Annotated in this window: 24 protein-coding genes and 1 pseudogene; 17 read left to right on the top strand and 8 right to left on the bottom strand. The window is 71.2% G+C overall.

Going from position 1 to position 25,925, the window contains the following annotated elements:
• Positions 1-22: 22 nt before the first annotated feature.
• Positions 23-1,219 (bottom strand): MFS transporter, encoded by a 1,197-nt coding sequence (locus KJK29_RS36575; RefSeq protein ID WP_251058033.1) that lies wholly within the window; start codon positions 1,217-1,219, stop codon positions 23-25.
• A gap of 110 nt (positions 1,220-1,329) precedes the next feature.
• Here KJK29_RS36575 and KJK29_RS36580 point away from each other — a divergent pair, with 110 nt between their 5' ends.
• From KJK29_RS36580 to KJK29_RS36590, 3 genes are all read left to right on the top strand, one after another.
• On the top strand, positions 1,330-1,989 hold the full coding sequence (locus KJK29_RS36580) for a maltokinase N-terminal cap-like domain-containing protein (RefSeq protein WP_215124588.1): 660 nt from the start codon (positions 1,330-1,332) through the stop codon (positions 1,987-1,989).
• A gap of 17 nt (positions 1,990-2,006) precedes the next feature.
• Positions 2,007-2,477 carry a Type 1 glutamine amidotransferase-like domain-containing protein gene (locus tag KJK29_RS36585; RefSeq protein ID WP_215123554.1) on the top strand — a complete coding sequence of 157 codons (471 nt, stop codon included), beginning with the start codon at positions 2,007-2,009 and terminating at the stop codon, positions 2,475-2,477.
• 106 nt (positions 2,478-2,583) lie between these two features.
• Positions 2,584-2,985, top strand: a complete 402-nt coding sequence (locus KJK29_RS36590) for an SseB family protein (protein ID WP_184595591.1) — start codon at positions 2,584-2,586, stop codon at positions 2,983-2,985.
• A 33-nt stretch (positions 2,986-3,018) separates the two neighbouring features.
• On the opposite strand, the gene KJK29_RS36595 is transcribed toward KJK29_RS36590, so the two are convergent.
• The 5 genes from KJK29_RS36595 to KJK29_RS36615 all read right to left on the bottom strand — a co-directional run bounded on the left by KJK29_RS36595 (position 3,019) and on the right by KJK29_RS36615 (position 7,676).
• On the bottom strand, positions 3,019-3,408 hold the full coding sequence (locus KJK29_RS36595) for a MarR family winged helix-turn-helix transcriptional regulator (RefSeq protein ID WP_215123556.1): 390 nt from the start codon (positions 3,406-3,408) through the stop codon (positions 3,019-3,021).
• A gap of 92 nt (positions 3,409-3,500) precedes the next feature.
• A complete protein-coding gene (locus tag KJK29_RS36600) occupies positions 3,501-4,532 on the bottom strand; it encodes a LacI family DNA-binding transcriptional regulator (protein ID WP_215123558.1) in 1,032 nt (343 codons plus the stop codon).
• Positions 4,529-5,437 carry a carbohydrate ABC transporter permease gene (locus tag KJK29_RS36605; protein WP_215123560.1) on the bottom strand — a complete coding sequence of 303 codons (909 nt, stop codon included), beginning with the start codon at positions 5,435-5,437 and terminating at the stop codon, positions 4,529-4,531. Before KJK29_RS36605 ends, KJK29_RS36600 begins: the two co-directional genes overlap by 4 nt.
• Positions 5,434-6,360 (bottom strand): carbohydrate ABC transporter permease, encoded by a 927-nt coding sequence (locus KJK29_RS36610; RefSeq protein ID WP_215123562.1) that lies wholly within the window; start codon positions 6,358-6,360, stop codon positions 5,434-5,436. The genes KJK29_RS36605 and KJK29_RS36610 overlap by 4 nt, the downstream gene beginning before the upstream one ends.
• Positions 6,357-7,676 (bottom strand): ABC transporter substrate-binding protein, encoded by a 1,320-nt coding sequence (locus tag KJK29_RS36615; protein ID WP_215123564.1) that lies wholly within the window; start codon positions 7,674-7,676, stop codon positions 6,357-6,359. Before KJK29_RS36615 ends, KJK29_RS36610 begins: the two co-directional genes overlap by 4 nt.
• A 184-nt stretch (positions 7,677-7,860) precedes the next feature.
• Between KJK29_RS36615 and KJK29_RS36620 the strand changes: the two genes are divergently transcribed.
• The 14 genes from KJK29_RS36620 to KJK29_RS39295 all read left to right on the top strand — a co-directional run bounded on the left by KJK29_RS36620 (position 7,861) and on the right by KJK29_RS39295 (position 23,672).
• Complete coding sequence (locus KJK29_RS36620) at positions 7,861-9,882, top strand: beta-galactosidase (RefSeq protein WP_215123566.1); 2,022 nt, start codon at positions 7,861-7,863, stop codon at positions 9,880-9,882.
• Between the two features lie 112 nt (positions 9,883-9,994).
• Positions 9,995-11,554: a glycoside hydrolase family 53 protein gene (locus tag KJK29_RS36625; RefSeq protein ID WP_215123567.1), complete on the top strand. Its 1,560-nt coding sequence runs from the start codon at positions 9,995-9,997 to the stop codon at positions 11,552-11,554.
• A gap of 167 nt (positions 11,555-11,721) precedes the next feature.
• Positions 11,722-11,979 (top strand): ArsR/SmtB family transcription factor, encoded by a 258-nt coding sequence (locus KJK29_RS36630; RefSeq protein ID WP_215123569.1) that lies wholly within the window; start codon positions 11,722-11,724, stop codon positions 11,977-11,979.
• 47 nt (positions 11,980-12,026) lie between these two features.
• On the top strand, positions 12,027-12,986 hold the full coding sequence (locus KJK29_RS36635) for an SMP-30/gluconolactonase/LRE family protein (protein WP_215123571.1): 960 nt from the start codon (positions 12,027-12,029) through the stop codon (positions 12,984-12,986).
• Between the two features lie 185 nt (positions 12,987-13,171).
• Entirely contained in the window at positions 13,172-13,666 is a 495-nt protein-coding gene (gene crcB, locus KJK29_RS36640) for a fluoride efflux transporter CrcB (RefSeq protein ID WP_215123573.1), read from the top strand.
• The gene (gene crcB, locus KJK29_RS36645; RefSeq protein WP_215123575.1) at positions 13,663-14,010 is read left to right on the top strand and encodes a fluoride efflux transporter CrcB; all 348 of its coding nucleotides are present in this window, start codon (positions 13,663-13,665) and stop codon (positions 14,008-14,010) included. Before crcB (KJK29_RS36640) ends, crcB (KJK29_RS36645) begins: the two co-directional genes overlap by 4 nt.
• 97 nt (positions 14,011-14,107) lie before the next feature.
• Positions 14,108-14,944: an undecaprenyl-diphosphate phosphatase gene (locus tag KJK29_RS36650; RefSeq protein ID WP_215123577.1), complete on the top strand. Its 837-nt coding sequence runs from the start codon at positions 14,108-14,110 to the stop codon at positions 14,942-14,944.
• Positions 14,945-15,129: 185 nt separating this feature from the next.
• Positions 15,130-15,807 carry a FadR/GntR family transcriptional regulator gene (locus tag KJK29_RS36655; RefSeq protein ID WP_215123578.1) on the top strand — a complete coding sequence of 226 codons (678 nt, stop codon included), beginning with the start codon at positions 15,130-15,132 and terminating at the stop codon, positions 15,805-15,807.
• The gene (locus tag KJK29_RS36660) at positions 15,804-17,246 is read left to right on the top strand and encodes an amino acid permease (RefSeq protein WP_215123580.1); all 1,443 of its coding nucleotides are present in this window, start codon (positions 15,804-15,806) and stop codon (positions 17,244-17,246) included. The genes KJK29_RS36655 and KJK29_RS36660 overlap by 4 nt, the downstream gene beginning before the upstream one ends.
• A 32-nt stretch (positions 17,247-17,278) precedes the next feature.
• Positions 17,279-18,295 (top strand): asparaginase, encoded by a 1,017-nt coding sequence (locus KJK29_RS36665; protein WP_215124589.1) that lies wholly within the window; start codon positions 17,279-17,281, stop codon positions 18,293-18,295.
• Positions 18,296-18,418: 123 nt separating this feature from the next.
• On the top strand, positions 18,419-19,831 hold the full coding sequence (aspA, locus tag KJK29_RS36670; RefSeq protein ID WP_215123581.1) for an aspartate ammonia-lyase: 1,413 nt from the start codon (positions 18,419-18,421) through the stop codon (positions 19,829-19,831).
• Positions 19,832-19,874: 43 nt separating this feature from the next.
• The gene (locus KJK29_RS36675) at positions 19,875-20,807 is read left to right on the top strand and encodes a glutaminase (protein ID WP_215123583.1); all 933 of its coding nucleotides are present in this window, start codon (positions 19,875-19,877) and stop codon (positions 20,805-20,807) included.
• 103 nt (positions 20,808-20,910) lie between these two features.
• Positions 20,911-22,305 carry a polyprenol phosphomannose-dependent alpha 1,6 mannosyltransferase MptB gene (gene mptB, locus KJK29_RS36680; RefSeq protein ID WP_215123585.1) on the top strand — a complete coding sequence of 465 codons (1,395 nt, stop codon included), beginning with the start codon at positions 20,911-20,913 and terminating at the stop codon, positions 22,303-22,305.
• Positions 22,302-23,672, top strand: coding sequence for a glycosyltransferase 87 family protein (locus KJK29_RS39295; RefSeq protein WP_321170481.1), 1,371 nt, complete (start codon positions 22,302-22,304; stop codon positions 23,670-23,672). The genes mptB and KJK29_RS39295 overlap by 4 nt, the downstream gene beginning before the upstream one ends.
• Positions 23,673-23,707: 35 nt before the next feature.
• Here the strand turns inward: KJK29_RS39295 and KJK29_RS36685 are convergent.
• Together KJK29_RS36685 and rho are read right to left on the bottom strand one after the other, a co-directional pair.
• Positions 23,708-24,592, bottom strand: a pseudogene (locus KJK29_RS36685) (D-alanyl-D-alanine carboxypeptidase family protein); the annotation flags it as partial.
• A gap of 117 nt (positions 24,593-24,709) precedes the next feature.
• Positions 24,710-25,852, bottom strand: coding sequence for a transcription termination factor Rho (gene rho / locus KJK29_RS36690; protein ID WP_215123589.1), 1,143 nt, complete (start codon positions 25,850-25,852; stop codon positions 24,710-24,712).
• Positions 25,853-25,925 lie beyond the last annotated feature (73 nt).

Below are 25,925 nucleotides of genomic sequence, written 5' to 3' on the forward strand. Positions count from 1 at the left end.
GAAGTATTCGAGGCAGGGGCAGTCACTGAGATCGGGTGGCGCGGATGAGCCAGAGCGTGGCGGCGAGGCACAGCGCGGAGACTCCGCACAGCAGAAGCGGCACCGCACGGATCCCGGACCACTCGATGGCCTTGCCCAGCGCCGGCCCCGCGGCGACACCGCCGACCATGGAGGCCGCGATGACCACGGCACCGGCCCGCCGGGCGCGCGGCGCGGCCCGGTTCAGCCAGGGCAGCCCGGTGGGGAAGATCGGCGCGATGAACAGACCGACACCGGCGTACGCGTACGGAGCCAGCGCCGGCACGGACGCGGCCAGCAGACACACCGTCATGCCCGCGCACGAGACGGTGATGATGGCCTGCGCGGAGAACCGCAACGCGAGCGGGGCGACCAGGAAGCGCCCGACGGTCATCATCAGCCAGTACACCGAGGTCGCGGTGGCCGCGACGCCCGCGCCGTAGCCGACGGTCTCCAGATGGGTCGGCTCCCAGCCGCCGACACCGGCCTCGACGGCGACATGCAGGACGTAGAGCGCGACGAAGACGCCGAGCACGCAACGGAGACTCCGGCCCAGAACCTGCCCACGTCCGCCGCCCTCGCCTCCGCCCGGCAGGGGCACCTCGTTCCGGACTCCCCTCAGACACAGCAGCAAGGGCAGATTGGCGAGGGCGAAGCAGAGAAAGACGGCCGGGTAGTGCTCCGAGCCGACCACGCCGATCAGTGCGGGGCCGAGGATGGCGCCGATGCCGAAGTGGGCGTTGAGGATGTTCAGCATCGCGGTCGAACGGTGACCGAAGCCCACGGCGAACAGCTGGTTGAGACCGTAGTCGACGCCACCGAAACCGACCCCCGCGAGCAGGGCCGCCGCGAGGGCGGCGGACCACTCGGGCGCCAGCGCGAACCCCGCCGCGCCGACGGCCATCAGCGCGTACGAACTGCCGAGGACGAGCCGGTTCCCGACCCGGCCGAAGAGCCGGTCGAACAGCAGCACCCCGACCACACCACCGACGAAATGCGCACTCAGCCCCAGCCCCGCAGCAGACGGCGACAGCCCGAACTCCCCACGAAACGCCGGGATCGCGGGCCCGTACAGCGCCTGCAACGCCCCGATGAGAACAAAGCCGGCACAGGACGCCACGACAGCGGCCCCGCTGAAGACCGGGGCGGGCGAGGTGAGGGAGGGGTGAGAGTCGAGCTGCGCGATCGGCTGGTCGGTCACGCGGCTGATGTTACCGGTAACATGCGGCGGGTCAACATCCCCCGGATCTTCTCGAACGTATGCTGCGTGTTCTCTCGGCTCGCATCGACCCGTTCGGGGAGGGGACCGGCATGGCCGTCATCCACCACACCACGCTGACACCGTCCAAGGTGGAACTGCTCGCCTCCTGGCTCCCGTCCCGCCCCTGGTACCGCGCTGGCCCGGCCGAGCCGGAGCTGGTCAAGGCCGGCGGGTTCCGGCTGGACGATCCGCAGGGCGAGGTCGGGATCGAGTTCCTGGTCGTCACCGACACGTCTGGCAACCGCCCGACCGGCTACCTGGTGCCGCTCACGTACCGCGGCGCCCCGCTCGACGGTGTGGAGAGCGCCCTCGTCGGCACCATGGAGCACGGTGTGCTCGGGAAGCGCTGGGCCTACGACGGCTGCCACGACCCCGTGATGGTCGGCCAGTTGGCGGCCTTGATCGAGGGACGGGTGCAGGCCCAGGACCAGAACATCAGCGACGTCCCAGACCGGGAGGTCACCACCTCCTACACCGGGGCGGGGCCCCTCCCCACGGACTTCACCGCCGGCGACGATCACGACGGCACCCTGCTGACCACGCCCCAGGGCACGACCCTCCACCTGCACCGGGTCCTCCAGCCCGCCCCGGACGGCCCGTTGACCCCCGCCCGGGGAGCGACCGGCCACGTCACCGGCTGCTGGCAACTGCCGGACGGTACGCGTGCCCGGGGTGTCCTGGCCGTTCTGCACGCTGGTCCCCGTACCTAGCCTCCACAGGAACCGCCATGGCCGTACAACCCCCGCAGCGTCTAGCCCTCCTCGGCGGCGGATTCTCCACCGACGACGACGGTCTCCTGGACGACTGGGTCCTGGCCCGGGCGCGCGTGCCCCGCCCCAAGGTGTGCTTCGTTCCCACGGCCAGCGGAGACGCACCGGCCTACGTCGAACAGTTCCGGACGGCGTTCCGATCCGTCTGCCCGCACTACGACAGTGAACCGGGCCGGCGGCCGTCGTACCGGGCAGCCGTAGCGGCGGGGCGGCTGCCGGCGGGGTGGGCGGTGGAGGACGGGGCCGGAGTGCTCTTCACCCAGGGGGTGCCGACGGAGGCCGTCACCCGGGTGCCCGGAGCAGAGGTGTACCGCGTGGAGCCGGACGGGAGCGGCGGGGTGCGTGAGCAGGGGCTGCGCTGCCGGGTTCTCACGCCGTCCGCCCCCGTCCGCGCACCGAGCAGTGATCGGCACCGCGTATGGATGTGATCCACCAGGATTGTCCCGGGCACGATCGGGTACGCGAGCAGGACCGCGCCCGGGGCGGATCATGTCCCGGGTGGGCCGCAAGACCGCCGCTATCAGGGAATCTGCCATGGAGACACCCGCAAACAACCCCACGCCCACGCCCGCCCAGCGGGCTCTGGACGTCCTCGCCGAGAACACCGAGGACGCGGCGGCTCTGAACGCGCTCGCCGACAGCGACGTGCTCATCCCCGTGCCCGACGACGCGAACGACGCCGACGCCGCCAACCCCTCCGCGGTGGCGCTGCCGGTGCTGGAGCAGCCCGGCGGCGAACCGGTGGTGCCCGTGTTCACCTCCGAGGTGGAGATGGCCGGGCTGCTGCCGTTCGTCTCCCGCTACCGCATGGTGCCGCTCGGCGCCCTCGCCGCGCAGTGGCCGGCCGACGACCTGTCGCTCACCATCGACGGCAGCTCGGAGCACCGCCTGACGCTCACCTCGGAGGGAGTCCGCACCCTGCTGGCACGTCCGTAGGGCGATCGGCCCGGTCCGGGCCTGGGCAGCGGCTTACGCGCCCAGCGTCCGGGCCAGCGCCGCCCGCTGCAGCGGCAGCACCTCGGCGTGCAGGTCACGGCCCCTGGAGGTCAGGGAGACCCACACGCCGCGCCGGTCCTCCACGCACACCGAACGTGTCACCAGACCGTCCTTCTCCAGCCGGGCGATCAGCCGCGACAGCGCGCTCTGGCTCAGATGGACCCGCCCGACCAGATTCTGCACCCGGCACTGCTCGCCCTCCTCGGGCGCGGCGGTCGCCAGCATGTCCAGGACCTCGAAATCGGAGGCACCGAGACCGTGCGGATGCAGCGCCCGGTCGATCTCGCACATCGTGCGCGCGTGCGCCGACAGGATGTCCCGCCACCGTTCCTCGAGCCGCGCACCAGCCGTTTTCGCCGCCATAAGCGAACGGTACACCGGTCAGAGCTTCAATGACTGTGCATGAAGTGGCCTCTCCCGAGCGCTTCCCTCAGGGGTCGGCACCGGGCAGGGACCTACGTCGACTCCCGCTTCACCAACTCCGTCGGCAGGATCACCGCCGCCGGATCCTCGCCCCCGATCTGCGCGAGCAGCACCCGCACCATCTCGGTGCTGATGCGGTCCCACGGCTGCCGGATGGTCGTCAGCTCGGGGCTGGCGGCCAGCGCGGCCGGTGAGTCGTCGAAGCCGCCCACCGCGACGTCCTGCGGCACCCGCCTGCCCGCCCGCTGCAGCGCCGCCAGCACCCCCTGGGCCATCAGGTCCGAGGCGACGAAGACCGCGTCCATGTCCGGGGCCTGCCCCAGCAGCCGCTCGGCCCCCGCCTCGCCGCTGGCCCGGCTGTAGTCGCCGGAGACGACGAGCCGCTCGTCGAACTCCAGGCCCGCCTCCGCCAGCACCTCCTTGTAGCCGGCCAGGCGCTCCACACCGCCCGGCGTGTCCAGCGGGCCGGTCACCATGCCCACCCGCCGCCGCCCGAGCGACAGCAGATGACGCACCATGTCGCGGGCACCGTCGCGGTCGTCGGCGGCCACGTAGCTCACCTTGGAGGCCAGCCCGATCGGCTTCCCGCACGCCACCAGCGGCACCCCCGCCCCGCGCAGCTCCTCGGCGACGGGATCACCGGAGTGGCTGGAGACCAGCAGCACCCCGTCGACATGCCCGGCGGTGATGTACCGCGTGATGCGCCGGCGTTCGTCCTCGGTTCCCGCCAGCATCAGCAGCAGCGGGATGTCGTGCGCGGCGAGCGCCTGGGTGCAGCCGCGCAGCAGGACATTGAAGTTGGGGTCCTCGAAGAACCGCTCCTGCGGCTCCGTGAGCAGGAAGCCGATCGAGTCGGACCGCCCGGTGATCAGGGAGCGGGCGTGCCGGTTGACGACGTAACCCGTCCTGCGGATGGCCGCGTTGACCGCCTCCTGGGCGGCCGGGCTGACGTAGTGGCCGCCGTTGAGCACCCGAGAGACGGTGCCGCGCGAGACCCCCGCCTCGCGCGCCACATCGTGGATCGTGGGCGGCCTGCGCCTGCCTCCCGCAGCGTTCATGGTCATGACTTTACGGCTCCGGACAGCAGATCCAGACTCCAGAAGCGCTGGATGACCAGGAACAGGGCGACCAGCGGGAGCACCGCGAGGAACGCGCCCGTGATCACCAGCGTGTACAGCGCCGGGGTGTTGGCCCCCTGCTCCAGCAAGGTGAACAGACCGAGCGTGATCGGGAACTTCTCGTCGTCGCTGAGCATGATGTACGGCAGCAGGAAGTTGTTCCAGATCGCCACGAACTGGAACAGGAACACCGTCACCATGCCGGGGATCATCATCGGCAGCGCGATCCGCGTGAAGATCCGCCACTCGCTCGCCCCGTCCATCCGCCCGGCCTCGACCACGTCGGCGGGCACCGCCGCTGCGGCGTAGATCCGCGCGAGATAGACGCCGTACGGGAAGAGGATCTGCGGCAGCAGTACGGACAGGTAGGAGTCGGTGAGGTCGACCTCGGCCAGCAGCAGGTACTGGGGGACGGCCAGGATCACCGGCGGCATCAGCACGCCCGCGAGCAGCACGTTGAAGATCGTCTCGCGGCCCCGGAAGCGGTACGTCGCCAGCGCGTAGCCGCTGATCGCCGAGACGCAGGTCGACAGCAGGGCACCCAGGCCGGCGTACAGGGCGGAGTTGCCCATCCACGCCCAGTACACGCCGTCGCGGTAGGCGCTGAGGTCCCGGAAGTTCTCGGCGAATCCCGAGCCCGGCAGGAAGGTGAACGTGGAGAACAGCTCACGTCCGGACTTGGTGGCCGCGATGACCACCCAGGCCACCGGCAGCAGACAGTAGACCGCGCCCAGGAGCAGGGTGACCGTCGGGATCAGGGCGATCCGGCGGCGCAGCGGCGGGCGGCCCTGGTCGGCGGTGGGCGTGCTGCCGGCCACGGGCTCGGCCTTCGGGACGGCAAGGGAACTCATCGAGTGGCCTCCTGCTTCTGACGACGGTTCGCGGCTCGCAGGAAGCCGAAGGACAGCAGGAGTGTGGCGAAGGCGATGATCACGGCCTGCGCGGCGGCGCTGTGGATGTCGCCCTCGCCGAACGCGTCCCGGTACACCTTCATCAGCGGACTCCACGTCGTGGACACGGAGTTGGTGAGCGGCTTGAGGGTGGTCGGCTCGTTGAACACCTGGAGCGTGGCGATGATCGAGAAGAAGAAGGTCAGCACCAGCGAGGGCGCCACCATCGGGATCTTGATCCGCAGCGCGATCTGTGTGGGCGTCGCGCCGTCCAGCTTCGCCGCCTCGTACACCTCCGCCGGGATCGCCTGGAGCGAGGTGTAGATGACGATCATGTTGAATCCGGTGCCGCCCCACACCGCGATGTTGGAGAGGGCGAGGTACAGCGGCCCGCCGTCCAGCAGATCCGGCTGCGGCATGCCCAGCTTGTCGAGCACGAAGTAGAAGGGGCTCACGTCCGGCAGGTACAGGAAGCCCCACAGCAGCGCCGCCACCACGCCGGGGATGGCGTACGGCAGGAAGATCGCGAGCCGGGTGAAGGGTGCCAGCCGCACCTTCTCGGAGTCCAGCATCAGCGCGAACAGCAGGGCGAGGCCGAGCATGACGGGTACCACGACGCAGCCGTAGCCCAGTACGCGCAGCGTCCCGTGCAGGAGCTCGCTGTCGGTGAGGGCGTCGGTGTAGTTCTCCAGACCGGCCCAGACCTCCTTGCGGGCCCCTGAGCCGAGACCCAGGCCGGAGACCTTCACCTTGTGGAAGCTGAGCCAGATCGCGTAGCCGATGGGGAGTGCGAAGAACAGCGCGAACAGGATCGTCGCGGGGAGGAGGAAGGCGTACGGGGCGCCCTTGACCCCGTACGCCTGCCGGCGTGCCGTGCTTTTCACCGAGCGACCCCGAAGCCCTGCTTCTTCATGTCGGCGACGGTGTCGTCCTGCATCTTCTTCAGGGCCGCGCCGAAGTCGGACTTGTTCTTCGCGGCGGCGCCGAAGGCGTCCTTGAACGTGGTGTAGGCGACGTTCACGTTGGGGCCCCAGGCGGACGGTGCCGTGGTCTCCGCGATGTCGGCGGCCTTGGTGTAGAAGTCGGCCTGGTTCGAGAAGTAGGCCGGCGGCTTGAGGAAGGCCCCGCTGGTCTGGGCGTTCGTGGCGGCCGGGTAGATGCCGCTCTCCTTCGCCAGCGCGTTGAGGGCCTCGCTGTCGGTGTTCAGCCAGGCGGCGAACTTCGCGGCGGCGCCCTGGTGCTTGGAGTCCGTGGTGACGGCGGTGGAGGAGCCGCCCCAGCTGCCGGTGCGGGTCTCGCTCGCGGACCACTGGGGGAGTGGGGCCATGGCCCACTTGCCCTTGGTGTCGGGGGCGGCGGTGGTCAGGGTGCCGGGAGCCCACACGGCGCTGACCCAGGCGATCTGCTTGCCGGTGTTGATCGCCTTGTTCCAGGCCGGCGTGTACATCGGCTGGTTGTCGACGGCGCCCTCCTCGACCAGGCCGCCCCAGAACTTCGCGACCTTCTGCGTCGCCGCGTCGTCGATGGCGACCTTCCACTGGTCGCCGGAGGTCGTCCACCACTTGGCGCCCGCCTGCTGGGCGAGGCCCGCGAAGAGGCCGGAGTCGTTGGCGGAGAAGGTGGTCAGGTCCTTGTCGGGCGCCGCCTTCTTGAGCTTGCGGGCGGTCTCGGCGAACTCGTCCCAGGTCGTCGGCACCGTCAGGCCGTACTCCTTGAACAGGTCCTCGCGGTAGTAGAACATCATCGGCCCGATGTCCTGCGGGACCGCGTAGACCGCGTCCGTGCCCAGCGTCGTCTGCTGCCAGACGCCGTCGGCGAAGCTGCCCTTCGCCTCGCCCACGCTCTTCGATATGTCCGCCAGCGCGTCATTGCTGACCAGGGTGGGCAGCGCCTGGTACTCCGCCTGCACCAGGTCGGGCGCCTTGCCCGCCTTGTGCGCGGTGAGGATCTTGGTGACCAGCGTGTCGCCGGACGCCTGCTTCTTCACCGTGACGGTGATCCGGTCCTTCTTGCCCGGGCCCTTGTTCCACAGGTCCACGACCTTGTCCATGCCGGGTGTCCAGGTCCAGTACGTCAGCGACGCCGGGCCCGACTCGGTCTCGCTGTCCGCGGACTCCGTCCCGCAGGCGGCGAGTGTGGTGGCGCCGAGCGCGACGGCGACGGCGGTTCTCACGAGGCGGCGGCGCTTCGTGTACGGCATGGATCTCTCCCCTGACCTGGGGTCCTCGCCTGCTGCGAAGACCTGCCATGCTTCTGTGAGCGTTCACAGTAGAGAAACATCCCGGACACTTGTCAATGGTTGTTGCTGTGCGGTTATGTTGGCCTCCGCACCGCGCTGAGGTGTGTGCACGTTCCCAATTGATCGATCGACCGGGAGACCATCCATGCCGGAGACCACCCCCAGGGGCCTCACCAGGCTCGCCTTCGGCGGGGACTACAACCCCGAGCAGTGGCCGGAGAGCGTCTGGCAGGAGGACGTCCGGCTGATGCGGGAGGCCGGCGTCACGATGGTGAGCGTCGGGATCTTCTCCTGGGCACTGCTGGAGCCGTCGCCCGGCGTCTACGACTTCGGCTGGCTCGACCGCGTGCTCGACCTGCTGCACGAGAACGGCATCCGCGTCGACCTCGGCACGCCCACCGTCTGCCCGCCGGTCTGGTTCTACCGCGCCCACCCCGAGGCCCTGCCGGTGACACCGGAGGGCGTGCGCCACGAGTTCGGCTCCCGCGCCGCGATCTGCCACAGCAACACCGACTACCGCTCGGCCGCGGCGGCCATCACCACCAAGCTTGCCGAGCACTACGGCGACCACCCGGCCCTGGCGATGTGGCACGTGCACAACGAGTACGGCGTCCCCGTCTCGGCCTGCTACTGCGACTCCTGCGCCGCGCACTTCCGTCGCTGGCTCGCGACGACCTACGGCACGGTCGACGCCGTCAACGCGGCCTGGGGCACGGCCTTCTGGGGCCAGCGCTACACGGACCTCGAGCAGATCAACCCGCCCCGGCTCACCCCGACATCGGTGAACCCGGGCCAGGCGCTGGACTACAAGCGGTTCGCCGACGCCACCATGCGCGAGAACTTCGTGGCGGAGCGGGACATTCTGCACCGCCTCTCACCGGGCGTCCCGGTCACCACCAACTTCATGACGGCCCTGAGCCAGTGCGACTCCGTCGACTACTGGGCCTGGGGCCGCGAGGTCGACATCGTCACCAACGACCACTATCTGATCACCGACGGCCGCCGCACCCACGTCAACCTCGCGATGGCCGCCGACCTCACCCGCTCGGTGGCGGGCGGTGCCCCCTGGCTGCTCCTGGAGCACTCCACCTCGGGCGTCAACTGGCAGCCCCGCAACCCCGCCAAGGCCCCCGGCCAGATGGCCCGCAACTCCCTCGCCCATGTGGCGCGCGGCTCCGAGGGCGCCCTGTTCTTCCAGTGGCGCCAGTCCCGGCGCGGCGCCGAGAAGTTCCACTCGGCGATGCTCCCGCACGGCGGCACCGGCACCCGCGTCTGGCGCGAGGTCACCGAACTCGGTTCGGCCGTCGACGCGTTGGCCGCCATACGGGGCACCCGCACCGTCGCCGACGTGGCCGTGCTGTGGGACTGGCACTCCTGGTGGGCACAGAACCTCGACTGGCGTCCCAGCGAGGACCATGACGCCCGCGAACGCGCCGACGCCTTCTACGAGGCCCTCTACGACCGCCACCTCACGGTCGACTTCGCCCACCCGGAAGCCGACTTGTCGAGGTATCCCCTTGTCGTCGTACCGGCCCTCTACCTGATGACGCAGACGGCCGGGAACAACCTCAAGGCCTACGTGGAGAACGGCGGCACGCTGGTCGTCTCGTACTTCTCGGGGATCGTCGACGAGCACGACGCCGTCCACGAGGGCGCCTACCCGGGCCCGCTGCGGGACGTCCTCGGCCTCACCGTCGAGGAGTTCTCGCCGCTGCTGCCCGGCGAACGGGTCCGTGTCACCGGACCCGACGGATCCGAACTGGGCGCCGACGTATGGACCGAGTTCGTGATGCCGCGCGGCGCCGAGACCGTCTGCACCTACGCCGACGGCCTCACCGCGGGCCACCCGGCCATCACCCGGCACAGCCTCGGCGAGGGCACCGCCTGGTACGTCTCCACCCGGCTCGGCACCGACGGCCTCGACACGCTGCTTGGCCTGGCGATCGAGGACGCGCGCCTCGCCCCGCGCGCCGACCTGCCCAGGGACGTCGAAGTCGTACGCCGCACCGGTGAGTCGGGCACCTACCTGTTCGCCGTCAACCACACCGGCGCGGACGCCAAGGTGCCCCTGGAGACCCCGGGCACCGAGCTGCTGACCGGAGAACGCGCCGCGGGCCGCCTGGTGGTCCCGGCCGGAGCCGTCCGGGTCGTCCGGCTCGACGGCTGAACCGACTCCCTCCGCCCGTGCGAGCCGCACGAGCCGCGGGCGGAGGGGCCCCTCACTGTCCCCCTGGTGAGGGGCGCCCCCATCCCCGACGTCGAAGGGACGACGGACGACGATGTTCCATCCCAGACGCACGCTCAGAGCCCTGCTGCTGCCGCTCGCAGCGGGGCTCGCCCTCACCGCTCTGCCCGCGCAGACCGCCCAGGCCGCGAGCACCCTCACCAACGGAGGCTTCGAGACCGACGGTTCGGGCGCGGCCACGCCGAGCGGTTGGTCCGAGTCCGGCGCCACCGGCGCCTCGTTCGTCGAGTCCGGCGGCCACGGCGGGAGCCACCGCCTGAGCCACTGGGCCTCCACCGCCTACAAGACGGAGACCTGGCAGTACCTGTCCGGACTCACCAACGGCCAGTACAAGCTCACCGCCTGGGTGCGCTCCGGCGGCGGGCAGAAGTCCGCGTACATAGCGCTGAAGAACTGCGGCGGCGCCGAGCAGCGCACCGATCTGCCGGTCTCGTCCAGTGGGTGGATCCGGATCGTCGTGCCGGTCCATGTGACCGGCAACCAATGCACCATCAGCATCAACAGTGACGCGAATGCCGGCAACTGGATCAATGTTGACGACCTGACCTTCACGTCGGGCACGTCCGGTACGTCGATCAAGGGCGCCGACATCTCCTCCCTGGCCAAGAGCGAGGCCAAGGGCGGCGTCTACCGCAACAGTTCCGGAACGGCCGGCGACGCCCTGGCCGTCCTCAAGTCGTCCGGCATGAACTACGCGCGCCTCAAGGTGTGGGTGAACCCGGCCGACGGCTACAACAACAAGGCACGCGTCCTGGCCATGGCCAAGCGCGTCAAGGCGCAGGGCATGAAGCTGCTGGTCGACTTCCACTACTCGGACTTCTGGGCCGACCCCGGCCGCCAGGACAAGCCCGCCGCCTGGGCCGGACACTCGTACAGTCAACTCAGGACGGACGTGTACAACCACACGCACGACGTGTTGAACGCCTTGAAGGCTCAGGGCACCACCGCCGACATGGTCCAGGTGGGCAATGAGATCAACGGCGGCATGCTGTGGACCGAGGGATCCACCTCCAACTGGACACAACTGGCCGGCCTGCTCAACTCCGGCTACGACGCCGTCAAGGCGGTCGACTCGTCCACCACCGTCGCCCTGCACCTCGCCGAGGGCGGTGATCTGGAGGGCACCCGCTGGTGGTTCGACAGCGCGCGGTCCAACGGCGTGAGGTTCGACGTGATCGGCCTGTCGTACTACGGCTACTGGCACGGCACACTGGCCGACTTCCAGACCACCCTCGACGACGCGGCCTCCCGCTACGGCAAGCCGGTGTACGTCGCCGAGACCGCCTACCCGTTCCGCCTGGACAGCGAGGACGCGCACGAGAACATCATCGACCTCACCGGCGAGCTGGTCCCCGGCTATCCGGCGAGCGTGGCCGGCCAGACCCGGTGGATGAACGACGTGGCGAGCATCGTGGAGGCCGTCCCGAACGGCCGGGGCCTCGGCATCTTCTACTGGGAGGCCACCTGGACCGCGGTGGGAGGCAACGGCTGGGACCCGACCGACGCCTCCTCCGGCAACGGCTGGGAGAACCAGGCGCTGTTCGGCTACGACGACCGGGCACTCTCGTCGATGTCCTGGTTCCGCCACCGCTGACCACACGGGGCAGGGCGACGCCCCAGGAGCCGGGCCTCCAACTTCGCCAAGACGTACGGCAGTTCGGTATCGGTCAACGATGCCGACTGCCGTACGCGGCGGCTTGGGCTGCGAGACAGTGGGAAGAACGCGGTGAGAGGGCGAGAGCCGCGAGGCAGGGGCACGACATGCTGAGGACTCCCACGGACGAGACACGGCTGCGCATCCTGGCCTGGCTGAAGGAAACCGGCCCCGCCGAGGGCGGGGTCACCGCGGACGCCGTCGCCGAGAGATTCTCGCTGGCCCGCCCGGTCGCCGTGACCCACCTCCGGCTGCTCGAAGCCACCGGCATGCTGCGCACCAGCCGGTCCGCGGGCCGCGTGCGCTACCACCGCGACGAAGTACGGATCGCCGAGGTCGCCCGCATGTTTGAGAAGGGCTGGTAGGCGACCCGGTCCGGCGGTATCCCCCTACGGTGAAGGACACGCACACCATGAACCGTCCCACGGCACTGGTCCCACGCCACTACATCGCGTTGGGCCACGGCCCCGAGGACGTGGTCGCCGACCCGCGCGGCCGTGTGCTGGCCGGCGTGGCGGACGGCCGCATCCTGCGCCTGGACGGTCTGGCGGACCCCGTCACGGCCCGCACCGAGGTGATCGCCGAGACCGGCGGCAGGCCGCTGGGCCTCGAACTCCTCCCGGACGGCGACCTGTTGGTGTGCGACGCCGAACGCGGCCTGCTGCGCGTCGACACCGGCGACGGCACAGTCCGTATCCTCGCCGACTCGGTGGCGGGGGAGCCGCTGCGGTTCTGCAGCAACGTCGTGTCCCTCTCCGACGGCACCGTCTACTTCACCGTCTCCAGCCGCCGCCATCCCCTGGAGCACTGGATCGGCGACATCGTCGAGCACATCGGAACGGGACGGCTGCTGCGGCTGGCGCCGGGCGACGACACTCCCGAGGTGGTGCTGGACGGGCTTCAGTTCGCCAACGGCCTCGCCGTCGGCGCCGCCGAGTCCTTCCTCGTCGTCGCCGAGACCGGAGCCTGCCGGCTCGTCCGCCACTGGCTCACCGGGCCCGAGGCCGGACGCAGCGAACCCTTCGCCGAGAACCTCCCGGGCATGCCCGACAACCTCTGGCGCGGCGCCCCGGACGGACCGGTCTGGGTCGCGCTGGCCGGACCCCGCGTCCCGCCCCTCGACCTCCTCCACCGCAGCGCACCCCCGGTCCGCCGCGCCGCCGCCCGCGTGGCCATGCACGCCCCGTTCCGCCCCACCGGCACGATCGCCGTGCTGGCCTTCGACGACGAGGGCCGCGTCCTCCACCACCTCACCCGCCGCCGCTCCGGCTACCGCATGGTCACCAGCGTGTGCGAAGCGGACGGCCACCTCGTGCTGGGCAGCCTCTGGGAGCCCGGCGTGGCGATCTGCGAGCCGCCCGCCCCGAAGTGACCCCGCCTGGAAAATGACCCCGCCCCGAACCCGGGGTTAGTCTGAACCCCGGCCGCGACACCGCTCGCGGCGCGGCGGTGGGGCCCGCCGTACCCGAACCGCGGCGAGGACGCCGCCAACGGTCCCTACTTGCGACGGCACGCGCCCGCACGACCCGGGCCCCGGCGAGTAGGAGACGTACCCCCATGACAGCCCCCGAGGACCTGCGCGTTCAGGCCCCCACCCCACGTCCGCCCTCCTGGCGCGCCCAGGTGCCCGTCGTGACCGCGGTGGCGCTCGGCGGGGGAGCGGGTGCGGCCGCCCGGTACGCGGCCGCGCTGTGGTGGCCCACCGCTCCGGGCGGTTTCCCCTGGACGACCCTCTGGGTCAACATCGCCGGCTGTGCCGTGATCGGTGTGCTCATGGTGGCCGTCACCGAGATCCGGACCGCCCACCCCCTCGTCCGGCCCTTCTTCGGCACCGGCGTCCTCGGCGGCTTCACCACCTTCTCGACGTACGCCGTCGACCTCCAGAAGCTGCTCGAAGGCCGCCATGTCGGCACCGGCCTGGCCTACCTCGCGGCGACCCCGCTCGCGGCTCTCGCGGCGGTCTGGCTCGGGGCCCGGTCGACCCGCCGGCTCCTGGGCAGCGGAGCGGGCAGAGCGGGCCGAGCGGACACCGTGGGTAAGGAGTCGTTGTGAACTGGCTGCTGGTCATCGGCGGCGCGATCGTCGGCGCCCCGCTGCGCTACCTCACCGACCGGGCGGTCCAGTCCCGGCACGGCTCGGCCTTCCCCTGGGGCACTCTCACGGTGAACGTCACCGGCTGCCTGGTCCTCGGCCTGCTCACCGGCGCGGCCTCGCAGCTCCAGCTGCTGCTCGGCACCGGTCTGTGCGGGGCCCTGACGACGTACTCGACGTTCTCCTACGAGACGCTGCGGCTGGCGGAGACGGGGGCCCGCCTCCAGGCCGCCGTCAATGTGGCGGTGAGTGTGGCGGCCGGTCTCGGGGCGGCGTTCGCGGGCGTCGCGCTCGCGCGTGTGTGAACCGCGCGCGGCCGAGCCGCGTGGATGAGATCCGTTCACGCCCGCCTGTAGTAAGACGGTCCTCTCCGCTCCCGCCCCCCGAGCAGAACTGGATCCCATGAGCGTCATCAGCGTCGGTCAGGCCATCGTCCTCGGAGCCGTCGAGGGGGTGACCGAGTTCCTGCCCGTCTCCTCCACCGGCCATCTGAAGATCGTCGAGGGGCTCATGGGCATCCCCGTCGACGACCACGCCGTGGTCGGGTTCTCGGCGGTCATCCAGGTCGGTGCGATCGCCGCGGTGCTCGTGTACTTCTTCAAGGACATCGTGCGGATCCTCTCCGCCTGGGGGAGGGGACTGCGCGACCGCGAGGAGCGGTACCACCACGACTACAAATTCGCCTGGTGGGTCATCTACGCGACCATCCCGATCGTCCTCGTCGGACTCGCCGCCAAGCCGCTCATCCAGGGCCCCCTCGCCTCACTGTGGGTGGTGGCCGGCTCGCTGATCGCCGGCAGCGGGGTGATGTGGGCGGCGGACCAGCTCGGCCGGCACAAGCGCGGCGAGGACGACACCTCGTTCAAGGACGCCATGCTGGTCGGCAGCTCCCAGATCCTCGCCCTGCTCTTCCCCGGCTTCTCCCGATCCGGCGCCACCATGTCCACCGCGCTGCTCCTCGACCTGGACCGCGTGGCGGCCACCCGGCTCTCCTTCTTCCTCGGCATCCCCGCCCTGACCGGCGCCGGCCTCTACGAGCTCAAGGACGCCCTGGGCGTCGGGGTGGGCGCGGCCCCGCTCGCGGCCGGCACACTCGTGTCGTTCGTCGTGGCGTACGCCTCCATCGCCTGGCTGCTGAAGTTCGTCGCCAAGCACTCCTTCAACGCGTTCGTGATCTACCGGATCGTGGTGGGGGTGCTGCTGTTCGGCCTGCTCGGAGCGGGTGTGATCAGCAGCTGAGCCCTCCGCCGGGAAGCACCGTGGTCGGTCCGCGACAGCGTCGTGGCCGGTTGCGCTGTTCCCCGCGCCCCTTGGGGGCGCGGTCTTCCTCGCCCTTGACAGCATCCGCCGTCGCCCGGAGTATCTCTCCCGTGAACCTGTCAGACAGCCGGACAGCCGGACAGCCTGTGCGTCGCGTCAGTGCCATGGAAGCGGTGCTGGCGCATCTGCGCGGCGCCATCGAGCGGGGCGAGTACGCCATCGGCGACAAGCTCCCCTCCGAGGCGGAGCTGTGCCGCACCCTGGAGGTCTCCCGGCCCGTGCTGCGCGAGGCCCTGCGGGCCCTGCAGACCATGGGCCTGACCGTGTCCAGGACCGGCAAGGGCACCTTCGTCGTCGCCAGTACCGTCGAGGACCCCACCTTCGGCGACTACTCGGCGAGCGACCTGCTGGAGGTGCGCCGCCACGTCGAGATCCCGGTCGCGGGCTACGCGGCCCGGCGCCGCACCCCGGAGAACCTCGACCACCTGGCCCACATCCTGGACCGGATGGAGAAGGAGACGGACACCACCGCGTGGGTCGCCATGGACACGCTGTTCCATCTCGCCGTGGCCGAGGCCGCCCAGAACCCGGTCTTCCGCCGGGTCATCGAGGAGATCCGGGACGCCCTGGCCCGCCAGTCCGCCTTCCTCAACGAGCTGGGCGGCCGCCGCGAGCAGTCCAATCGCGAGCACCGCGCGATCGTCGAGGCGCTGATCGACGGTTCCGAGAACGACGCGGTGGAGGCCATGGCCCACCACCTCGACCGCGTCGAGACCACCCTCACCGACATCGTGCGTTCCGCGCGCACGCACACCCCCACGGAAGGCGGAACCGAGGCGTGAGTGAGCAATCCCTGCACGAAGGCGTGCAGAAACGTTCCGGCCATGTCGACGCCGGAGACGCGGGCTACAGCAAGTCCCTGAAGTCCCGGCACGTCAACATGATCGCCATCGGCGGAGCCATCGGCACCGGCCTCTTCCTCGGCGCCGGCGGCCGCCTCGCCGACGCGGGCCCGTCCCTCTTCATCGCCTACGCGGTCTGCGGCATCTTCGCCTTCCTCGTCGTACGCGCCCTCGGCGAACTCGTGCTGTACCGGCCCTCCTCCGGCGCCTTCGTGTCGTACGCCCGTGAGTTCATGGGGGAGAAGGGCGCCTACACCGCGGGCTGGATGTACTTCCTCAACTGGGCGACCACCGGCATCGCCGACATCACCGCCGTCGCCACCTACACCCACTACTGGGGCATGTTCTCCGACATACCGCAGTGGGTGATCGCCCTCATCGCGCTGGCCGTCGTCCTCACCGTCAACCTGATCTCGGTGAAGATCTTCGGCGAGCTGGAGTTCTGGTTCGCGATCATCAAGGTCGGCGCGCTCGTCCTCTTCATGTGCATCGGCATCTTCCTGCTGGTCACGCAGCACCCCGTCGACGGCCACAGCCCCGGCCCGTCCCTCATCAGCGACAGCGGCGGCGTCTTCCCGAACGGCCTGCTTCCCATGCTGCTGATCATCCAGGGCGTCGTCTTCGCCTACGCCTCCGTCGAGCTGGTCGGCGTCGCCGCCGGTGAGACCGAGAACCCCGAGAAGATCATGCCCAAGGCGATCAACTCGATCATGTGGCGCGTCGGCCTGTTCTACGTCGGCTCGGTCGTCCTGCTGTCGATGCTGCTGCCGTGGAACAAGTACACCGCCGGCGAGAGCCCCTTCGTGACCGTGCTGGGCAACATCGGCATCCCGGCGGCCGGTGACGTGATGAACCTCGTCGTCCTCACCGCCGCGATGTCCTCCCTCAACTCCGGCCTCTACTCCACCGGCCGCATCCTGCGCTCCATGGCCATGGCCGGATCCGCGCCCAGGTTCACCGCCGTGATGAGCCGCAGCCAGGTCCCCTACGGCGGCATCCTGCTCACCAGCGGCATCTGCGTCCTGGGCGTCGGTCTCAACTTCGTCGTGCCCGCCGAGGCGTTCGAGATCGTGCTGAACTTCGCCGCGATCGGCATCCTCGCCACCTGGGGCCTGATCATGATCTGTCACCTCCTCTTCTGGCAGAAGACCCAGAAGGGCGAGCTGACCCGCCCGGACTACCGGCTTCCGGGCTCCCCCTGGACCGAGATCGTGACGCTGGCGTTCCTCGCCTCCGTCCTGGTCCTCATGTACGCCGACGGCGGCGCGGGACGCACCACCGTGCTGTGCCTGCCGCTGATCGTCGGGGCACTGGTCGTCGGATGGTTCGCCATCCGAGGCCGTGTCGCCGCCAAGTCCACCACCGGAGCCGACGCGTGACCGACGCGCCGCTCCCCGAGAAGCAGGCAGTGATGTACAGCAGTTCCCCGGCGGACGCACCCCTTGTCCGTGAACCCGTCCACGCCCCCGTCGCCCACCTCATCCGCGGTGGCATCGTCGAAGGCATCCACTACGGCTCCGTCGTCGTCCTCGGCGCCGACCAGGAGGTACAGCTCCAGCTCGGCGACATCGAGGCCGCCTTCTACCCGCGCTCCGCGCTCAAGCCCCTCCAGGCCGTGGCCATGGTCCGGGCCGGGCTCCCGCTCGACGGCGAGCTGCTGTCGCTGACCGCGGCCAGCCACTCCGGCGAGGAACGCCACCTCGCCGGCTCCCGGCGCATCCTCGAACTCGCCGGGCTCACCGAGGGCCATCTGCGCAACGTGCCGGACCTGCCCTACGACCCGGTCGTCCGGGACGCCTGGGTGCGTGAGGGCCGGATGCCCTCCCGGCTCGCCCAGAACTGCTCCGGCAAGCACGCCGCCATGCTCTACACCTGCATGCTCAACGGCTGGTCCCTGGAGGACTACCTCGACCCGGGCCACCCGCTCCAGCAGGCCGTCGCCGAGATCGTCGAGGACCTCACCGGGCAGCGCGTCGCCCGGGTGACCGTCGACGGCTGCGGCGCGCCCCTGTTCTCCATCTCCCTGCACGGTCTCGCCCGCGCCACCGCCCGCATCACCACCGCGGTGCCGGGCACGCCCGAGGCGAGGGTGGCCGACGCGATGCGTGAGCACGCCGAGATGGCGTCCGGCTCGGGCCGGGACGTCGCGGCGCTGATGCGGGCCGTTCCCGGGCTGCTCAGCAAGGACGGCTTCGAGGGCGTGCAGGTCGCCGCGCTGGCGGACGGGCGGGCCGTGGCGGTGAAGATCGCCGACGGTGCGAATCGGGCTCGTGTCCCGGTCACCGCCGCCGCGTTGGCCCGTGCGGGCGTCAACCCGGAACTGCTCACAGAGTTCGCGGGTGAGCCGCTGCTCGGGGGTGGCGAACCGGTGGGCTGTGTGCGGCCGGTGCGTGCGCTGGATCCGGTTCCGTCCACGGCGTGCGTCTAACCGCGCCGAACCGATGGGGGACTGCGGGTGGTAGCCGGTCCGCGGGCTGGTTGTGGCTGATCGCGCAGTTCCTCGCGCCCCTGAATGGGCGCTCACCCACCCCTCACCTCAGAAAGAACTCTCATGACCGCCGCCACCCGCTCCGAACACGATCTGCTCGGCGACCGTGACGTTCCCGCCGACGCCTACTGGGGTGTCCACACCCTGCGGGCCACGGAGAACTTCCCCATCACGGGCATGCCCATCTCCTCCTACCCCCACCTGATCGAGGCCCTGGCCGCCGTCAAGGAGGCCGCCGCCCTCGCCAACGAGGAACTCGGGCTGCTGGAGCCGAAGAAGGCCGCAGCCATCGTCGCCGCCTGCCGCGAGATACGCGACGGCAAGCTGCACGACCAGTTCGTGGTCGACGTCGTCCAGGGCGGCGCCGGCACGTCCACCAACATGAACGCCAACGAGGTCGTGGCCAACCGGGCGCTGGAACTGCTGGGCCACGCCAAGGGCGAGTACCGGTACTTGCACCCGAACGAGGACGTCAACCTCGGCCAGTCCACCAATGACGTCTACCCGACCGCGGTCAAGATCGCGACGGTGTTCGCGGTGCGTGGGCTGCTCTCGGCGATGTCCGTCCTGCAGGACACGTTCGCCGGCAAGGCCGTCGAGTTCCACGATGTGCTCAAGATGGGCCGTACACAGTTGCAGGACGCGGTCCCGATGACCCTCGGGCAGGAGTTCTCCGCATACGCGGTCATGATTGACGAGGACCGGTCCCGTCTTGCCGAGGCCGTCGAGTTGATCCATGAGATCAACCTGGGTGCCACGGCGATCGGCACCGGCCTCAACGCCCCCGCCGGATACGCGGAGTCGGCCCGCCGCCACCTGGCCGCCCTCACGGGCCTGCCCTTGGTGACCGCGGCCAACCTGGTCGAGGCGACCCAGGACTGCGGTGCCTTCGTCCAGATGTCGGGCGTGCTCAAGCGCATCGCGGTCAAGCTCTCCAAGAGCTGCAACGACCTGCGGCTGCTGTCCTCCGGCCCGCGCGCCGGCCTCAACGAGATCAACCTGCCGCCGGTGCAGGCCGGCTCGTCCATCATGCCCGGCAAGGTCAACCCGGTGATCCCCGAGGTCGTCAACCAGGTCGCCTTCGAGGTGATCGGCAACGACGTCACCATCACCATGGCCGCCGAGGCCGGACAGCTCCAGCTCAACGCGTTCGAGCCGATCATCCTGCACTCCCTGTCGGAGTCCATCACCCATCTGCGCGCGGCCTGCCTCACCCTCGCCGAGCGCTGCGTGGCCGGCATCACCGCCAACACCGAGGCGCTGCGCGCCACCGTCGAGAACTCCATCGGCCTGGTCACCGCCCTCAACCCGCACATCGGCTACACGGCGGCCACCGACATCGCCAAGGAGGCCCTCGTCTCCGGCCGGGGCGTCGCCGAACTCGTCCTGGAGAAGGGCCTGCTACCCGCCGAGACCCTCGCCGGCCTGCTGCGCCCGGAGGTCCTGGCGGGCAGCGGCCCGGCTCCGACGGCCTGACCCGGGGCCCTGCCGAGCGCACCGGGACCGGCACCGAGGGACAATGGTGATCATGACATCGTCGACGACCTTCCAGCCGGTCCTGGAGCGCATCGCCGAGGAGATCGAGCGGACCCCCGGCCGAGGCCGGCCCGCCGACTACATCCCGGCGCTCGCGGCCCGCGACCCGCGCCGGTTCGGCATGGCCGTCGCCGAGCCCGACGGCACGGTGTACGGCGTGGGGGACTGGCGGGAGCCGTTCTCCGCGCAGTCCCTCACCAAGGTCTTCACCCTCGCCCTCGACCTGGCCCGCGAGGGCGACGCCCTGTGGGAGCACGTCGGCCGCGAGCCCTCCGGCAACCCCTTCAACTCCCTCGTCCAGCTGGAGTACGAGAACGGCATCCCGCGCAACCCGTTCATCAACGCGGGCGCCCTCGTCGTCACCGACCGGCTGCACACCCGTACCGGCGACGCCTCCGGCGAGCTGCTGGCGTTCCTGCGGGCGGAGAGCGGCAACCCCGGCCTGGACTTCGACGAGGAGGTCGCCGCCTCCGAGACGGCGCACGGCGATCGCAACGCCGCCCTCGGCCACTTCATGGCGGCCTACGGCAACATCGACAACCCGGTGCCGGTCCTGCTCGACGAGTACTTCCGGCAGTGCTCGCTCACCGCGTCCTGCGCCGACCTCGCCCTCGCCACGACCTTCCTGGCCCGCCACGGTCTCCGCGCCGACGGCACCCGGCTGCTGACCCGCAGCCAGGCCAAGCAGATCAACGCGATCATGCTGACCTGCGGCACGTACGACGCGGCGGGCGACTTCGCCTACCGCGTCGGACTGCCCGGCAAGAGCGGCGTGGGCGGCGGCATCATCGCCGTCGTCCCGGGCCGCTGCACCCTGTGCGTATGGAGCCCGGGCCTGGACGAACGCGGCAATTCGGTGGCGGGAGTGGCGGCCCTCGACCGGTTCACGACGCTGACCGGCCTCTCCGTCTTCTGAAGCCGGCACCTGATCACCGGCCGGTCACACTGCCGCTTCCTCCCGGAACAGACCCCGAAAGCTTCCGGCCACACAACCTCGACACCCTGACTGAGTGTTGGCCATGGCTTTCCCCGTCGATCTCCGCCGCTGCCAGATACTCGGTCTGGCCGGAACCGCCTTCCTCGCGGCGGGCGGTGAGACGGCCGGCGCCCTGCCCGTACGGGACCTCCTCCACCCGTCCTCCGCCGGCGCGGCCCTCGGACTGGTCGGTGTGTACTTCGGCGTCGTCCTGCTGATCGCGGCCTGGGCACTGCTGGGCCGCCTGGTGCGCGGGCCGAGGCCGCCCACTCCCCGTGCCCTGCTGCTCGTCCTCGCCGTCTGGGCGGCGCCGTTGCTGCTCGCCCCGCCGCTGTTCAGCCGGGACGTCTACAGCTACCTCGCCCAGGGGGCGATGATCGAGGCGCACATGGACGTCTACGCGCACGGACCGGCCCGGCTCGGCGGCCCGCTCGCCGACGAGGTCGCCCCGCTCTGGCGGCACACCGGAGCCCCGTACGGCCCGGTGTTCCTCGCCGTCGCGGCGGCCCTGTCCGCTCTGACCCGGGGGGAACTGCCCGCCGGGCTGTTCGGGATGCGGCTCGTCGCGCTCGCCGGCGTGGCCCTGATGGCGGCCGCACTGCCCCGGCTCGCCCGGCACAGCGGCGCCGACCCGTCCGCCGCGCTGTGGCTGGGCGCCCTCAACCCGCTCGTCCTGCTGCACCTGGTGGCGGGCGCCCACAACGACGCCGTCATGCTCGGCCTGCTCGGCGTCGGCCTGGTGGCGGCGCTCGGCCGGTGGCCGGTCCTCGGCGCCGTCCTCGTCACGCTCGCCGCCCTGGTCAAGGCGCCCGCCGTCCTCGGACTCGCCGCCGTCGTCGTCCTCCAGGTCCGCGCGGGCCGCGGTCCCGCGAAGGCGGTCCTGACCACCACCGTCGCGGCCGCCGGGACCACCGTCGCCGCCACGGCCGTGGCCGGCACCGGATACGGCTGGATAGGCGCCCTGAACACCCCCGTCTCACCCCAGAACTGGGCCCTGACCACCCTGCTCGGCCGCGCCACCCGGGCCCTGCTGGAACACCTCGGCAGCGACCTCGCGCCCCTGGCGATCCCCGCCTGGCACGCGCTCGGCATCGCGGCGGCCGTGGTCGCGATCGTGCTGATATGGCTCCGGCTGCGCCCACGGCCGGTCTACGCCCTGGGCCTGAGCCTCGCCGCGGTGGCCGCCCTCGGCCCGGCGATCCGACCCTGGTACGCCCTGTGGGGCCTGTTCCTCATCGCCGCCGCCACGCCCAGCACCTCCGTACGCCACCGCACGGCGGCCGTGACCGGTGTGCTCGCGCTCTGCGTCCTGCCCAGCGGCGGCGCGGCGGACACGGGGCAACTCGTCCTCGCCGTCTCCGGCGGCGTGCTCGCGGTCGTCGTCCTGTGGCAGGCCCGCCAGGCCGAACTCGCCCCGGCGCTGGGACGCGCGGCATGACCCCGGGCCTGCCGCGCACCGACCGCGGACGACTGCTGCTCCTGCTCGCCCTCGCCACGGTGGTGACCGTCTTCACCGCCACCGTGCCCCTGCTGCGCGACTGGTTCGACCTGCGCGTCTACTACGGCAGCATCGACACCTGGGTCCATCACGGGGGCCGGATCTACGACTACCGGGTGCCCGGCACGACGTACGGCTTCACCTACCCGCCGTTCGCCGCGGTCGCCATGCTGCCGATGGCCCTGCTGGACCTGCGCACCGCGATCGCCGCCGCCCTGCTGCTCAACCTGGCGGCCCTGGCCGTGATCCTGCGCCTGCTCACCGGCCCCGAACGGCGCCGCCACGGCTGGTACGGCTGGGCCCTGATCGCCTGCCTGCTCGCACTGTTCGAACCGCTCCGCGACACCCTCAGCTTCGGTCAGGTCAATCTGCTGCTGCTGGCTCTCGTGCTCACCGACGCGGCGCTGCTCGCCACCGGACGTCGGTGCGGACGCTGGGCGGGCATCGGCATCGGGCTCGCGGCCGCGATCAAGCTCACCCCGGCGCTGTTCATCGGACTCCTGCTGGTCGCCCGGCGGTGGCGCGCGGCGGCTCTCGCCACGGCCGTCGCCCTTGGGGCCACGGGCCTCGCGGCCTGGGTCGACGTGGACGCCTCGCGCTTCTACTGGACCGACGCGCTGTGGGACACCAGCCGCATCGGGCGCCTCGGCTACGTCTCGAACCAGTCGGTGCAGGGCATCCTGGCCCGGCTCGGCGAACCGGACCGGGCGGTGTGGGCGGTGGCGGTCCTGCTGATCCTCGGCGTGTGGGCCGTGCGGGTGCGACGGGCGGTCGGCGCGGGGGACTGGACGGCCGCGTTCGCCCTGACCGGCCTCGCCGCCTGTCTCGTCAGCCCGATCACCTGGGTGCACCATCTGGTGTGGCTGCTGCCGTCCTTCGCCGTGCTGGTCCGTACAGGGCACCCGCGCGTCGCGGGCGCCCTGTACGCGGTGCTGTGCACCAGCGTGGTGTGGCTGTGGTTCGACGACGCGTCCGGCGTCGACGGGTTCCTGGGCAGCAACATCTACGCCTGGATCACCCTGGGCCTGCTGCTGTGGCTGCCGGCCGGTCAACTCCCTTCGGACCGGCGGACCGGCACGCGCAGTACCAGCACCACGACCGCCGCGCCGAGTCCGACGGCGCCCACGATCAGCCCCGCCTCGGTCCAGGCGGAGGCGGCTTCCTCCGGCACGGCCGCGGCGGCGGCCGCGGGCAGCGTCGTCGCTCCCGGCCGCGCGGGTGCCCGCCGGGTCTCGAGCGAGCCCACCGGTTCGACCCTCCCGGCCGACCGGAACCCCCAGTCGAGCAGCGAGCGCGCTTCCTCGTAGACGGCGGCCCCGCCGCCCGCCTGAGGGTTCATCACCGTCACGACGAGGGTGCGCTCGCCCCGGCGCGCCGCCGCGACGAGCGTGCTGCCCGCCTTGCTGGTGTAGCCGTTCTTGATGCCGATCAGTCCCCGGTACGGCTTCACACCACGGGTGCCGCTCAGCAGCCGGTTGGTGTTGCGGATGGCGTACGACCAGCCGCCCCCGCCCGGGAATCTGGCCTCGACCGTGGCGCAGTACCGGGCGAAGTCCGGGTTGCGCAGCCCCACCCGGCCGAAGATCGCCAGGTCGAACGCCGACGACACCTGGCCCGGCGTGTCGTAGCCGTCCGGCGACAGCACGCGCGTGTCGTGGGCGCCCAGGGAGCGGGCCTCGGCCTGCATCCGCCGGGCCGTGGCCCGCCAGCCGCCGTTCAGTTCGGCCAGGACGTGCACGGCGTCGTTGCCGGAGTTGAGGAAGACACCGCGCCAGAGGTCGGCGACCCGGTAGGTGCGGCCCTCCGCGACCCCGACCAGGCTGCTGCCGGCGCCGACGCCCCGGAGCTCCTCCGCGCGGACCGTGTGCCGGCCGCTCGACGGCAGCGCGGGCAGCACCGTGAGGGCGAACAGGGTCTTCAGGGTGCTGGCCGGGGGCAGTCTGCGGTGCGCGTTGTGGGCGGCGAGCACCTCGCCGCTGCGGGCGTCGGCCACCAGCCACGACAGGGCGGAGACCTCCGGGAGACGGGGCACCGCGGCAAGCGGGCGGACATGGGTACCGGGCCGGTACAGCAGCGAGGGGTGCGGGGCCGCCGCCCTCGGCCCGGCCGGCGCACTGGGCTCCGCCCTGCCGGAGACGTCCGCCGCGGCGGGCACCACCGCCAGGAGCCCCACGGCACAGAGCACACCGGCCGATACGGCCATCCGGAAAGAAAATCCGAGGATCATATGATTAACGTAGAAACGGATGCGCTCCGCACGGCGATGACCGGGCCGAACAGCGTCCGCGAGCACCCGGATGCCACACCGGCGGCGCCCCGGCACGGGGAGGCCGGGGCAGGTCCGTCAGCCCGAGGGCAGGGTCGGCTGGATGCGCCGCAGGAACGTCGCGTTGTCCGGTGTCTCGCGCAGCCGCTCCAGAAGGGTCTCCAGACCACCCTGGCCGTCCCGGCCCTGCAACACGCGCCGCAGGCCGTGCACGGCCGCCAACTCGGCCGGGGGCAGCAGGAGTTCCTCACGGCGGGTGCCGGAGGGTGTGATGTCGACGGCCGGGAACACGCGGCGGGACGCCGGGTCGCGGCTCAGACGCAGCTCCATGTTGCCGGTGCTCTTCAGCTCCTCGAAGTAGAAGTCGTCGGCCCGGGAGCCGGTCTCCACCAGGGCGGTGGCGAGGATCGTGAGAGAGCCGCCCTCCTCGGCGGCCCGGGCGGCGCCGAAGAACCGCTTGGGGCCGATCAGGGCGGACGCGTCGACGCCCCCGGTCATGATGCGGCCACCGGACGCGGCCGCGTTGTTGTGCGCCCGGCACAGCCGGGTCAGCGAGTCGAGGAGGACGACGACGTCCTCACCGGCCTCGACGCGCCGCTTGGCCCGTTCGATCACGAGCTCGGCGAGCGCGATGTGCTGCTTGGCGCTGCGGTCGAAGGTCGAGGCGTAGACCTCGCCCCGCACACCGCGCCGCATGTCGGTGACCTCCTCGGGCCGCTCGTCGAGCAGCAGCACCATCAGCCGGCTCTCGGGATGGTTGCCGGCGACGGCGGCCGCGAGCTGCTGCAGGATGACGGTCTTGCCGGTCTTGGGCGGGGCCACGAGGAGTCCGCGCTGGCCCTTGCCGACCGGTGAGATCAGGTCGACGACCCGTCCGGTCGGTCCGGCGGCCGGGTGCTCCAGACGCAGCCGCTCGTGCGGATGCAGCGGTGTCAGGTCCCGGAAGTGTCGCCGGCCGCGCACTTCGCCCGGCTCACGGCCGTCGACCCGCACGACGTCGGTCAGGCCGCGCCGGTCGCCGCGCACGCCCTCGACGAGGTCGCCCTTGCGCAGGCCGTACCGGCGGATCAGCGCGGGGGAGACCGCGAGGTCGGCGGGCGTGGGCAGGAGGCCCGCCTCGCGCAGATGCCCCTTCCCGGCCGCGTCGATGTCGAGGACGCCGGTCGCGGTCTGGGCCTGGGCCTGCTGCTGGACGGGTGGGTTTTCGAGTGTGGTGGTCATGGTGGTGTGTCCTTTCACGGACGGACGGCATGAGACATGCGAAGGGGAGGGGGAGAGAGCCGCGAGGGGAGGG

Source organism: Streptomyces koelreuteriae, assembly GCF_018604545.1.
In the GTDB taxonomy this organism is placed as follows: domain Bacteria; phylum Actinomycetota; class Actinomycetes; order Streptomycetales; family Streptomycetaceae; genus Streptomyces; species Streptomyces koelreuteriae.

Bases quoted from the DNA above. Each gene is read 5' to 3' on its own strand.
- KJK29_RS36605 (WP_215123560.1), bottom strand. From the start codon at position 5,437: ATGAGTTCCCTTGCCGTCCCGAAGGCCGAGCCCGTGGCCGGCAGCACG.
- crcB (WP_215123573.1), top strand. From the start codon at position 13,172: ATGACAGCCCCCGAGGACCTGCGCGTTCAGGCCCCCACCCCACGTCCG.
- KJK29_RS36595 (WP_215123556.1), bottom strand. From the start codon at position 3,408: ATGGCGGCGAAAACGGCTGGTGCGCGGCTCGAGGAACGGTGGCGGGAC.
- KJK29_RS36635 (WP_215123571.1), top strand. From the start codon at position 12,027: ATGAACCGTCCCACGGCACTGGTCCCACGCCACTACATCGCGTTGGGC.
- KJK29_RS36630 (WP_215123569.1), top strand. From the start codon at position 11,722: ATGCTGAGGACTCCCACGGACGAGACACGGCTGCGCATCCTGGCCTGG.
- KJK29_RS36615 (WP_215123564.1), bottom strand. From the start codon at position 7,676: ATGCCGTACACGAAGCGCCGCCGCCTCGTGAGAACCGCCGTCGCCGTC.
- KJK29_RS39295 (WP_321170481.1), top strand. From the start codon at position 22,302: ATGACCCCGGGCCTGCCGCGCACCGACCGCGGACGACTGCTGCTCCTG.
- KJK29_RS36600 (WP_215123558.1), bottom strand. From the start codon at position 4,532: ATGACCATGAACGCTGCGGGAGGCAGGCGCAGGCCGCCCACGATCCAC.
- rho (WP_215123589.1), bottom strand. From the start codon at position 25,852: ATGACCACCACACTCGAAAACCCACCCGTCCAGCAGCAGGCCCAGGCC.
- mptB (WP_215123585.1), top strand. From the start codon at position 20,911: ATGGCTTTCCCCGTCGATCTCCGCCGCTGCCAGATACTCGGTCTGGCC.
- KJK29_RS36655 (WP_215123578.1), top strand. From the start codon at position 15,130: ATGGAAGCGGTGCTGGCGCATCTGCGCGGCGCCATCGAGCGGGGCGAG.
- KJK29_RS36620 (WP_215123566.1), top strand. From the start codon at position 7,861: ATGCCGGAGACCACCCCCAGGGGCCTCACCAGGCTCGCCTTCGGCGGG.
- aspA (WP_215123581.1), top strand. From the start codon at position 18,419: ATGACCGCCGCCACCCGCTCCGAACACGATCTGCTCGGCGACCGTGAC.
- KJK29_RS36580 (WP_215124588.1), top strand. From the start codon at position 1,330: ATGGCCGTCATCCACCACACCACGCTGACACCGTCCAAGGTGGAACTG.
- KJK29_RS36585 (WP_215123554.1), top strand. From the start codon at position 2,007: ATGGCCGTACAACCCCCGCAGCGTCTAGCCCTCCTCGGCGGCGGATTC.
- KJK29_RS36590 (WP_184595591.1), top strand. From the start codon at position 2,584: ATGGAGACACCCGCAAACAACCCCACGCCCACGCCCGCCCAGCGGGCT.
- KJK29_RS36675 (WP_215123583.1), top strand. From the start codon at position 19,875: ATGGTGATCATGACATCGTCGACGACCTTCCAGCCGGTCCTGGAGCGC.
- KJK29_RS36625 (WP_215123567.1), top strand. From the start codon at position 9,995: ATGTTCCATCCCAGACGCACGCTCAGAGCCCTGCTGCTGCCGCTCGCA.
- KJK29_RS36650 (WP_215123577.1), top strand. From the start codon at position 14,108: ATGAGCGTCATCAGCGTCGGTCAGGCCATCGTCCTCGGAGCCGTCGAG.
- KJK29_RS36665 (WP_215124589.1), top strand. From the start codon at position 17,279: ATGTACAGCAGTTCCCCGGCGGACGCACCCCTTGTCCGTGAACCCGTC.